Annotated in this window: 8 protein-coding genes and 1 pseudogene; 2 read left to right on the top strand and 7 right to left on the bottom strand. The window is 60.2% G+C overall.

What is annotated here, in order from left to right; translation table 11 throughout:
* Both ACH2AT_RS09960 and ACH2AT_RS09955 read right to left on the bottom strand, forming a co-directional pair.
* Positions 1-188, bottom strand: a pseudogene (locus tag ACH2AT_RS09960) (hypothetical protein); the annotation flags it as partial.
* A 49-nt stretch (positions 189-237) separates the two neighbouring features.
* On the bottom strand, positions 238-1089 hold the full coding sequence (locus tag ACH2AT_RS09955) for a ketose-bisphosphate aldolase (protein ID WP_394965690.1): 852 nt from the start codon (positions 1087-1089) through the stop codon (positions 238-240).
* Between the two features lie 191 nt (positions 1090-1280).
* Between ACH2AT_RS09955 and ACH2AT_RS09950 the strand changes: the two genes are divergently transcribed.
* Positions 1281-2291 (top strand): LacI family DNA-binding transcriptional regulator, encoded by a 1011-nt coding sequence (locus ACH2AT_RS09950; RefSeq protein ID WP_394965688.1) that lies wholly within the window; start codon positions 1281-1283, stop codon positions 2289-2291.
* Positions 2292-2432: 141 nt separating this feature from the next.
* Entirely contained in the window at positions 2433-3779 is a 1347-nt protein-coding gene (locus ACH2AT_RS09945; protein WP_394965687.1) for an L-fucose/L-arabinose isomerase family protein, read from the top strand.
* Positions 3780-4070: 291 nt separating this feature from the next.
* Here the strand turns inward: ACH2AT_RS09945 and ACH2AT_RS09940 are convergent, their stop codons facing one another.
* From ACH2AT_RS09940 to ACH2AT_RS09920, 5 genes are all read right to left on the bottom strand, one after another.
* Positions 4071-4922, bottom strand: a complete 852-nt coding sequence (locus ACH2AT_RS09940) for a carbohydrate ABC transporter permease (RefSeq protein ID WP_394965685.1) — start codon at positions 4920-4922, stop codon at positions 4071-4073.
* A 15-nt stretch (positions 4923-4937) separates the two neighbouring features.
* Positions 4938-5888: a carbohydrate ABC transporter permease gene (locus ACH2AT_RS09935; RefSeq protein ID WP_394965683.1), complete on the bottom strand. Its 951-nt coding sequence runs from the start codon at positions 5886-5888 to the stop codon at positions 4938-4940.
* Between the two features lie 77 nt (positions 5889-5965).
* A complete protein-coding gene (locus tag ACH2AT_RS09930; RefSeq protein ID WP_394965681.1) occupies positions 5966-7306 on the bottom strand; it encodes an ABC transporter substrate-binding protein in 1341 nt (446 codons plus the stop codon).
* Between the two features lie 239 nt (positions 7307-7545).
* Positions 7546-8808 (bottom strand): uroporphyrinogen decarboxylase family protein, encoded by a 1263-nt coding sequence (locus ACH2AT_RS09925; protein WP_394965679.1) that lies wholly within the window; start codon positions 8806-8808, stop codon positions 7546-7548.
* A 361-nt stretch (positions 8809-9169) separates the two neighbouring features.
* A complete protein-coding gene (locus ACH2AT_RS09920; protein WP_394965677.1) occupies positions 9170-9958 on the bottom strand; it encodes a TSUP family transporter in 789 nt (262 codons plus the stop codon).
* Between the last annotated feature and the right edge of the window lie 170 nt (positions 9959-10128).

Here is a 10128-nt window from a genome sequence, read left to right as displayed (position 1 = left end):
GGGAAGGCCAGCTCGCTCAGGGGCTTCATGCCGATGGGATGGCGCAGGCTCTCCAGATACGCCTCCTCCAGCTTGTCCTCGGGGATGAAGGGCGGGTCCGCCACGGTGGCGCCCGGGATGAACACGTCGGTGGAGTCGGGCAGCTCGGCGCTCATCAGCCCGTGGCCGTATTCAAAGTCCAGTTTCATTCGCGTTTCCTCCTCACAGGTGGTTTTTGAGGCGGCGAGGCCGCGCCGCTCAGGCCTTGCCTTCCGAGCCGGACAGCCGGATGATCTTCTTCACATCCTCGCACAGGGCGTTGCTGGCATACTGGGAGAGCTTCCAGGAATGGCCCTGGTGGTCCAGCTGGCGCAGGGCCTCCTCGTAGTGCTGCACGTACTTGTAGCGGATCTCGGTGCCGAAGTTGATCTTCGCCACGCCCAGACCGATGGCCTCCTTCACGACGCTCTCGTCCATGCCGGTGCAGCCGTGAAGCACCAGGGGGATGTCGGTGAACTTGCGCACCTCGCGCAGGACTTCCAGCTTGATGTCCGGCTTGCCCTTGTAATAGCCGTGGGCGTTGCCGATGCCGATGGCCAGCGTGTCGGGGGTGCACAGTTCCAAAAAGCGGCGCACCTGCCCGGGGTCGGCCACGTTCTTGTTCTCCTGCACCACGCCGTTGTCCAGCCGCTGCAGTTCGCCGATCTCCGCCTCCACGGGCACGTCAAAGTATTTTGCCACGTTCACAACGCTCTGGGTCAGCGCGGCATTTTCCTCGATGGGCTTGGTGGAGCCGTCGATCATCACCGAGGTGAAGCCCAGGCGCAGCGCTTCCATGCAGATGGGAAAGCCGTCGCCGTGGTCCAGATGGATGGACACCGGCACCGACACCTTGTTCGCACACCATTTGGCCACGTTCACGAACCAGTCGTTGCCGGAGAAAGCGCCGGTGGAAACATAGTGGGCCAGGATCACCGGGGAGCGCAGCTCTTCCGCCGCTTTACAGATGCCCATGATGATGTCATAGTTGCCGCCCTGGGTGTTGATCGCCGGGATGGCATATCCTTCCCGGCTGGCCTTTTTCAGTTGTTCCAGATTGTTCGTCAGCATATGTTTCGCTCCCTTGTTTTGTAAAATAGTGGTATCTGCGCGGCCGTTTATACACTCGTGTGTATTTTGAGTATACCGTTTATTTCGTGCTTCGTCAAGGGCTTTTCAGCATTTTATTTGTCTATGTTGACGAAGCGGGCGAAAACGGTATAATTGTAGTAGAAACGCCGTCTTGAAAGGAAGGACTCGCTTTGAGCCAGGTAAGGAACACCCCCACGCGAAAGGACGTTGCCGCGCTGGCGGGCGTGTCGGAGACCGTGGTCTCCTATGTGCTGAACAACAACCGCTATGTGGCGCAGGACAAGCGCGAACGGGTGCTCGCCGCGGTGCGGCAGCTGCATTACCGCCCCAACACGGTGGCGCGCACCCTGAAGGGGAAAAAGAGCAACCACATCCTTTTCATCGCCGACAACATCTCCAACGAGCACTTTGGAAAGATCGTGGAGGAGATGGACAAGATCGCCTATGACAAGGGCTATCTCATCTCCCTTCTGGCCGACCGCAACGATGAGGAGTTCGTTTCTCAGGTCAACAGCCGCCTGGTGGACGGCATTGTCATCAGCGCCACCGGCTTTGACGAAAAATATGTGCAGATGCTCATCGACTCCGGCGTGCCGGTGGTGCTTCTGATGAACCGGGAATACCCCAACATCGGCAGCGAGGCCGTTCGCATCTATACCGGCCTGAACCAGGGCATCCGGGACTGTGTCAAGCTGCTGGAGAGCCGGGGCCGGCGGCATCTGCTGTACATCGACCGCATCAGCCGCCACGGCCGCTTCAGCAAAAAGGACGACCTGCGCTTCAGCGGCTTCTGCTCCCAGATGGAGGAGAGCGGCCTGCCCTTCAGCGCCGAGCGCTTCGTCACCGGCTGCACCAATGAGCGCGAGCTTTTCGACGCCGTTTGCGCCCGGCTGAACAGCGGCCTTGCGGTGGACGGCATCGTTGGCCGGAACGACGACATGGCCTGCGTGGCCCTTTCCGCCGTTTTGGCATGCGGGCGGCGGGTGCCGGAGGACGTCTCGGTCATCGGCTTCGACAACTCCCGCATCAGCAACTATGTCACCCCCGCCCTGACCAGCGTCGAGCTGGACCGGCCCGCCATCGCCAGGGCCATCATCACCACGCTGGACGAGATGATCGCGGGCGGGAAGCCCTCCAACCAGACCTTCAGCACCAAACTCATCGAACGCCAGACCACCTGAGCAAAAACCACATGCCCCTGTCATACGCGAGCGGTCGCGCTTGACAGGGGCTTTAAAATGGCATATAATTTTTTCAGATGACATACACTCGTGTTTATATTTCATTCCACACAGAATTTTCATGGTTTGGAGGAATTTACTATGAAGAAAGCACTGAACGTCGGCTTTGTGGTAACGCTTTCCGGGCGCTGGCCCCGGGAGCTGCCGGAAAAGCGCCTGCAGGAATACGGCGGCTGGGCGGAAAGCAGCCTGCTCCACGCCCATGTGTTCCGCTTCCCCCGCCTGGTGTGCACCCATGAGGACATGGATGCGTGCGCCGCCTATTTCAACGAGAACAAGGTGGACCTGATCCTGCTGGTGTACGGCGCCTTCACCGGCGACGACATCGCCTGCGGCCTGGCGGACGCCTGCCGCCGCCCCATCGTGCTCTGGGCGCCCCGGGAGGAAAAGTGGGAGCGTCAGGACCGCCTGTACGCCAACGCCCTGTGCTGCGCGGCCATGAACGGCGCCAGCCTCGTCCGGCTGCATGCGCCCCATCACGTGGTATTCGGCAACAAAGAAGAGGCGCGGGTCAAAGCCGAGCTGGAAAACCTGATCTCCGCCTACGCCGTCATCAAGAATCTGCAGGGCTTCACCTTCGGCCTGTTCGGCTACCGCCCCACCGCCTTCTACAACTGCGCCTTTGACGAGGTGGCCATCCGCCGCACCTTTGGCATCAATTTTGAGGAGACCGACCTGAAGGTGGTCTTTGACGCCATGGCCGCCCTGCCCTGGAGCGAGGTGGAGGCGGAGATGGCCCGTGTGAGCGGAAAGTGGGACGTGACCGCTCTGCCCGACGGCCATCTGGAGAACCACGCCCGCCTGTATCTGGTGCTCAAAGAGCTGGTGAAGAAACAGGGCTACGACTACGCCTCCATCAAGTGCTGGCCCGAGATGGGCAACCTGCACACCACCCCCTGCGCCGTGCTGGGCCGCCTGGCGGACGAGGGCGTGGGCATCTCCTGCGAAGGCGACATCGACGCCGGCCTCGCCGCCATCGTGCAGAACATGTTCTGCGGCCAGCCCGCCTTCATCACCGACCTGATCAACATCGGCGAGGAGGAGAACACCGTCACCTTCTGGCACTGCGGCAACGCCGCCCCCAGCCTGCACAACGAGGCTGACGGCGTGGCCATGTGCAACCATCCCCTGGCCGGCCAGGGCACCGCGTTCTGGTGCTCGCTGAAGAGCGGGCCGGTGACCGCCGCCCGTTTCACCAACATCGACGGCCAGTACCGCCTGTTCCTGCTGCGGGGCGAGGCAGTGCCCACCCGGCGCAGCACCCGCGGCTCCATGGTCAACGTCAAGGTCAAGACCCCCGTGCTGGAGCTGGTCCAGAAGATCGCCGAGAGCGGCATGAGCCACCACTACAGCGTGGTGTGGCAGGATGTGGCTGACAAGATGGCCGCCGTCGCCAAACTGCTGAACATCCCTGTGGTGGAGCTGTAAGGGCCGCCGCCGGATCGAAAAAAGGGTCCCGATGCTCAAAAAAGCATCGGGACCCTTTTTTCTGCCGCCCAAACGTCCAGGAGCTCGGGGGCCCTGCCCGCTTCCCCGGCCCACCGCAAGGCGTTTGCCAAAGCCGCCGCTTCGCCCCGGCGCAGGCCGGCTTTGCCCGCGGCAGCCGCAGGCGCCCGCCCGCTGCCGCCCGGCAGGATGCGGCAGGGCGCCCTGTTTCGCGGTTTTTTCAAAAAAGGGCTGCCGCAGAACAAAGCCTGCGGCAGCCCTCTGGCGTAATAGTTATCCCTTGACCGCGCCGGAGACCAGGCCCTTGATCATATACTTCTGGAAGAAGAAGAACACAAAGATCATGGGGATGGCGCCCAGCGTAGAGGCCGCGTTGATCAGCTGCCAGTCGCTGACTTCGCCCAGGTAGGTCAGCTTCAGGCCCTGAGACAGGGTCCACAAGTCTGTGGAACGGATCAGCGTGATGGCGTGGAGGTAATCGTCCCACGTCTGCAGGAAGCTGTAAACGCCCACGGCCAGCAGACCCGGCACCACCAGCGGCATGACGATCCGGAACAGCGTTTTAAAACGGCCGCATCCGTCCACCGAGGCGGACTCTTCCAGTTCTCGTGGTATGCCGTCGAAGAAGGACGCCATCAGGGATACCGCAAACGGGATCTGCGTTGCGCTGATGGCCAGCACCAGGCCGATGTGGGTGTCGGTGAGGTTGATCTTGCGCATGATGGTATACAGAGAGATCAGCCGGCTGATGACGGGCATCATCTGGGTGAAGGAGAAGGTGGCGAACAGCAGCACGTTCCACTTGAAGTGGAAGCGGCTCAGCGCGTAGCCCGCAAACAGCGACACAAAGCAGATGAACGCTGCCGACATGGCGGAGACGACAATGTTGTTCTTATAATACGTGAGGAACTTGCCGTCCTTGATCAGCGAGATGTAGCCGTCAAGGTTGATATTCTCCGGCCAGAGGGTGGGGATCGCGCGGTAGGATTCGATGTTGGTCTTCAGGGATGTGGTCAGCATCCAGTAGACAGGGAACAGAAGGAAGAAGAAGATCGCGAAGATCGCCAGATATTTCAGCGCACTGCTGCCGAAGCGCAGCGTGTTGCGTTTCAGTTTCGGATTCATTGCTCACATCCCCCTTTAATCATCTTTCTTGCGGAAGATGGCGTTGAACACGAACACAACAACGACCATCAGCAGCAGCCAGACAGTGGTGACCGCGGCGCCGGAGCCATAGTTATAGTTGACGAACGCCTCGTCGTACGAGAGGACCGCCAGCGTCGTCGTGGCCGACGCGGGGCCGCCGTTGGTCAGGGTGGCAAACAGCGGATACTGCTTGAAGTTGTCGATGATGGACAGCGAAACGGTCACCGCAATGACGCTGCGCATAAAGGGGAAGACGATCTTGAACAGGCACTGGAGATAGTTCGCGCCGTCCAGCCTGGCGGCTTCCAGAATGTCTTCCGGAACGTTCTGCATGCCCGCCAGCAGCAGCAGGGTGATCAGCGGGATCTGCTTCCACAGCGCCACGATGATCACGCCCCAGATGGCGGTTTCCTGATTGTTCAGGATGCCGAAGCCGGTCACGCGGCCGTCGGTGACAACGCCGATCACATACTGCAGCAAACCGTAGGGGTTGGCGTAGATCCAGGCCCAAAGCAGGCCGGAAATGACGGTGGGGATGACCCAGGGGATCATCATCACGCTGCGCAAAAAGCGCGCGCCCCGGATGTTGCTGTTGAGCATCAGCGCCAGCGCCATTCCGATCACAAAGCTCAACGCGACCGTTACGAAAACGAACAGCAGCGTTACCTGGATGGAATCCTGCAGCTTCCCGGAAGACCAAAGGCGGGTGTAGTTTGCGAAGTTGTTCCACTCGCCGGGGATGTTCTGGGTCAGGTTCGCGATCTTATAGGTGGTAAAACTCATTTTTACCGAGTCGATGATGGGAAACAGGATAAAGACGACGCAGCAGATGATCGCCGGGGTAAGCAGCAACAGAGAGAATGCAGCGTCCTTCTGCCGCCGGCTTTTCAGCAGCGAAAAGGACTTTTTGGGGCCCGCCGCAACGCCATTTTTCACGGTTTGCATATAGCTTCCACTCCTTGTGTCTTAAAAAGGGGGGTGGGTGACGGCCACCCACCCCCACGTTTATGCGTGCCGGGCAATTACTGGTTCATGTAGTACTCAGCCTGCGTGATGTAATCCGCGATGGTGTCTTCCAGGGACATCCCGTTGACACAATAGTTCAAAGCCGCGGTGGCAAGCTCGGTCTGCACGCTGGCAAGCGCAGCGGGCATGGGCTGGTAAACGGTGTTGTTCACACCGGCAGCCGCGCCCTCCAGGATGGGAGAGATCGCGACGTCAGCCATGTTCTCGTGCGCCGGGAAGGCCAGGCCGATGGTGTTCAGGTATTCCTCCATCACCTCGCTGCTGGTGCAATACTGGATGAACAGGTCGATGGCTTCCTTGTGGGAATCGTCCAGCCCGGCGCCAAACAGGAAGGAGTGGGAGGAGATCAGGGACAGGCCCTTGCCGTTGGTGCCCAACTGGGTGGGCAGCGGGGCGGTCACAGTGAAGTTGGCGGCGTTGGGGTCCACCTCGCCGATCTGGGCGTAGCCCCAGGACTGGTCAATGTACATGCACACATTGCCGGCGCCGAAGGCAGCGCGGTAGTCTTTCAGCTTCAGGTTCTCCTGGGTGTAGCCGTTGCCGATGAGGTATTTGCAGAAGTCCAGGGTCTCGCTCATGGCGGTCTTGTTGGTGGCCTCGTTCAGGTCAGCCAGGGTGCCGTCGTCGTTGAACAGGGTGCCGCCGAAAGCGGTGTACAGGCCGTTCAACGCCATGCCGGTGGCAGCCACTTCAGCGGTGGTCATGCCGAAGATGGTGGACACGTCGGTGCCCTCGTAGTAGTCGGCCAGGGTCTCGATCCAGGTCTTCAGGTCAGCCTCGGTGGTGGGGAAGTTGTCCATGCTCAGGCCGGCGGCCTCGATCAGGTCCTTGTTGACGAAGATCAGCCAGTTGGTCATGTAGTGGGGCACGCCGTAGATCTCGCCATTGTACTGGAACTCGTTCAGCACATTCTCATAATAGCCGGCGTAGAAATCGGGGCTCAGGATGTTTTCAGGGGTGTCGAGGAATCCCGCGTCGGCCAGGGCGGGCACCCAGGTGGTCTCGCCGTAAATGATGTCGGCAGTGAGCCCGGAGGCCAGGTCGTTGGTCAGGGTGGTCACCATGCTGTTGTAGTCCACGGAAATGGGCTCGACGGTGATCCAGTCGTATTCCGCTTCAAAATTGGCGACGGTCTGCTCCCACCAGTCGGCCTTGGCGGTCTCGGAAAGGGCGTAGTTGTAGAAGCGAAGGTTGACCGGCTCTTTTTCCCCGGTAGCGGAAGAGCCGGATGCGGACGCCGTGGGTTCGGAAGCAGGGGTGCTGGCGGGCGTCCCGCCGCATGCCGCCAGCGACAGCGACATGGCGAATGCCAGAGCTAAAGCAAGCAACTTTTTCATTTCTGTTCCCTCCTAAAGTGTGTCGGTCTTTTTTTGCAAAGCACGTGCGGCCCGGCCGGGGCAGCGCGTGATGAACGGGAGCCTCTTCCCGTTCTGCCAGGGCATACACACGTGTTTACATTTCTTTCTTTTAGCTTATTGTGAATTCCGCCTTTTGTCAAGTGTTTTGGCGCATTTTGTATGTTTTTTATATCGCAGAAGAAATATTTTGGTTATAATGCCGGCGCATTGTGCCGGTTTCAACGGCCGTTGAATTCCCTCACCGCGTCAAAGGCGGCCATCAGGTTTTCCACAGGCGTTTTTGCCACTACGTTGTGGATAAAGTTGAATACGTACCCTCCCCCGCGGGACAGGATCTCCAGGCGTTCCAGCACCTGCTTGCGCACCTCTTCCGGCGTTCCGCAGGGCAGCGTCTGCTGCGTGTCCACGCCGCCGCCCCAGAAGGTGAGCTTGCCGCCGTATTTGTCCTTGAGCATCCGGGCGTCCATTCCCTTTGCGGAAAGCTGCACCGGATTCAGGGCGTCCACGCCCATGTCGACAAAGTCATCCAGGAAGCCGACGATGCTGCCGCAGCTGTGGTAAAACGTTTTCCAGCCGGTATTCTGGTGCACCCATTGGTTCACCTTCGCATAGTAAGGCTTGTAGAGTTTGCGGAACAGTTCCGGGCGGATGAATTCACCGTTCTGCGTTCCGAAGTCGGTGCCGCTGATCCACACCAGCTGGATGCGGTCCCCCACCGCCTGGCGGTACATTTCCAGGTTCTTCAGCATCACATCGCTCTGAAGTTTGAAGACCTCCTCAATGTACTCGGGATACAGGATATGAGCCATCATCCAGTCTTCAATGCGGCGGATGCCCCGCGGCTGCTTTTCGTTTGGGGCGGGAATGTTGGCCACGTCGCCCAGGCCGCATCCGCCCAGCGCGCCCAGCACGGCGCAGTCTGTGGAGTTATAAAGGCGGTCCGCCTCGCGGCGGAGGTACTCGCAGTCCGCCTCGTTCAGCAGCGGGAAGGAGTCCTTGAAATCTTCCAGCGGGGTCAGGTTGTCCTCGTCAAAATCCTGCGCCCGGTCCAGCGCATCAAAGAAAAAGCCGTTGGCCGGCATGCGCGCGCCCGGCCGCGCGGTGCGGTCTCCCTGGGGATAGATCACCCAGGAACCGTCCTCTTCCCTTCCATAGGCAACGTTGTCCCCGATCAGCACGGGCGTTCCGTCGCACATGGTGAGGGGCTGGGTCAGGTTGTTGACGCCGTTTTTCATGTCCGCGGGGTTGAACAGGCCCACCACGTCTATGCCAAGCGCCTGGCGCACATCCTCTTCCACGAGCCCCAGCAGCTGGAACAGGCTGTATACAGGGATCGCATGCTGCTCCAGCCCCAAAGCCGCCCGCAGCTTATAAAGCGTGCTGGCGCTGATGCCGCTCTGGTGGCTGGCCCCCAGGTCCACGGGCACACGGTCCGGCTGGCGGTGTTCCAGCGCCGCGAGCACTCGTTCACGCGAATTCATAAAAAGCCACCTTCCATCGTTTGCTGTTTTGTTTTTATTGTTTCAAATCGCCTTTGTCTGCCTGTATTTTTTCCTGGAAATATCCTGTATCTCTTTATAAACACGAGTGTATATTTTGTTGTCAGTATATATTTTTCACACTATTGCGTCAAGCGTCTGCTTCACTTTCGTCATTTTCACGATTTTTCTGAGTTTCATCTGTGCAATTAGACGTTTCCGTCCCGGACGGCGCGCTGGTCACGCTTCCATGCAGGCTTTTGTGAAACCTGCCAGCGCCCATGCAAAAGAAGCTGGGCGGCGGTAACGGGCGCAGCAAAGCGGCCCCGGTCTTTTTTGACCGGGGCCGCCCTGTTTGCCGTTTTTAAACCGCAAAGGTGTACTGCCAGACGTTGTAGAGGCTGATGGCCATGATGACGCCCATCAGGCCGATGAACAGCTTCTCCACCGCCTTGTTGTCCATCCGCTTGTTGGCGATGCGGCCCAGCATGCCGCCGCCGATGCCGCCCGCCACCATCAGCGCGAGGCTCAGCCAGCCGAAGGGCGGCACGCTGCCGGTGACGAGGGTCGCCGCAAGGCTGGTGATCTGGCTGATGAGGATGACATAGAGGCTGTTCTGGGCGGCGGTCTTGGTGTCCATGGAGAAGAAGAAATAGAACACCACCAGGTTGATGGGCCCGCCGCCGATGCCCAGAAAGCTGGACATGACGCCCAGCGCCAGGCCGATGGCCACACACACCCACGCCTTGAAAATTTTGTGGGTGCGGATGCGGCCCTTGTTGATGGTGTAGAGCATGGTGGCCAGGGTGATAAGGAACAGGCACCCCGCCTGCACCGCCCCCGCCGTTTCGGCAAAGGCCGCGCTGATGGCCGCGAACATCTGCTTGCCGGCAACGCCCCCCGCCGCCGCGCCGATGGCCAGCGGGGTGCCCAGCTTCAGGTCCACCCTGCTGTCCCCCGCCCGCAGGGCCTTTGTCACCGAGTAACAGCTCATGGCCAGCACCGTGCAGCCGGAGAGAAAACTCACCGTGGCCACGCTGTCCAGATGGAACAGGTCGAGGGTGGGCTTGATGATGACGCCGCCGCCGATGCCGCAGATGGCGCCCGCCACGCTGGCCAGCAGGCTGATGATAAAATAGGCAAGCACCTGCATGGGCGCCGCCCCCTTTCTTTGGTGTTACGGGAAGGCGCGGGCCCCGCCGTTTTCAGCAGGGCCCGCCCGTCGGTTCAAAAAATCTCAGCCGCCGCAGGGATGGTTGCCGTACTCGTCCATGCAGTCCTGGCTGGGGTCCTTCATGCAAAGATGCACCGCCGCCAGCTTGA

The sequence above is a fragment of the Candidatus Allofournierella excrementigallinarum genome (assembly GCF_944388085.1).
Lineage (GTDB): Bacteria > Bacillota > Clostridia > Oscillospirales > Ruminococcaceae > Allofournierella_A > Allofournierella_A excrementigallinarum.
Note: the sequence above shows the minus strand (reverse complement) of the source record. Positions and strands in the feature narration are given on the sequence as shown.

Excerpts from the sequence above, each read along its gene's own strand:
- ACH2AT_RS09925 (WP_394965679.1), bottom strand. The coding sequence starts at position 8,808 with ATGAATTCGCGTGAACGAGTGCTCGCGGCGCTGGAACACCGCCAGCCG.
- ACH2AT_RS09935 (WP_394965683.1), bottom strand. The coding sequence starts at position 5,888 with ATGCAAACCGTGAAAAATGGCGTTGCGGCGGGCCCCAAAAAGTCCTTT.
- ACH2AT_RS09930 (WP_394965681.1), bottom strand. The coding sequence starts at position 7,306 with ATGAAAAAGTTGCTTGCTTTAGCTCTGGCATTCGCCATGTCGCTGTCG.
- ACH2AT_RS09920 (WP_394965677.1), bottom strand. The coding sequence starts at position 9,958 with ATGCAGGTGCTTGCCTATTTTATCATCAGCCTGCTGGCCAGCGTGGCG.
- ACH2AT_RS09940 (WP_394965685.1), bottom strand. The coding sequence starts at position 4,922 with ATGAATCCGAAACTGAAACGCAACACGCTGCGCTTCGGCAGCAGTGCG.
- ACH2AT_RS09955 (WP_394965690.1), bottom strand. The coding sequence starts at position 1,089 with ATGCTGACGAACAATCTGGAACAACTGAAAAAGGCCAGCCGGGAAGGA.
- ACH2AT_RS09945 (WP_394965687.1), top strand. The coding sequence starts at position 2,433 with ATGAAGAAAGCACTGAACGTCGGCTTTGTGGTAACGCTTTCCGGGCGC.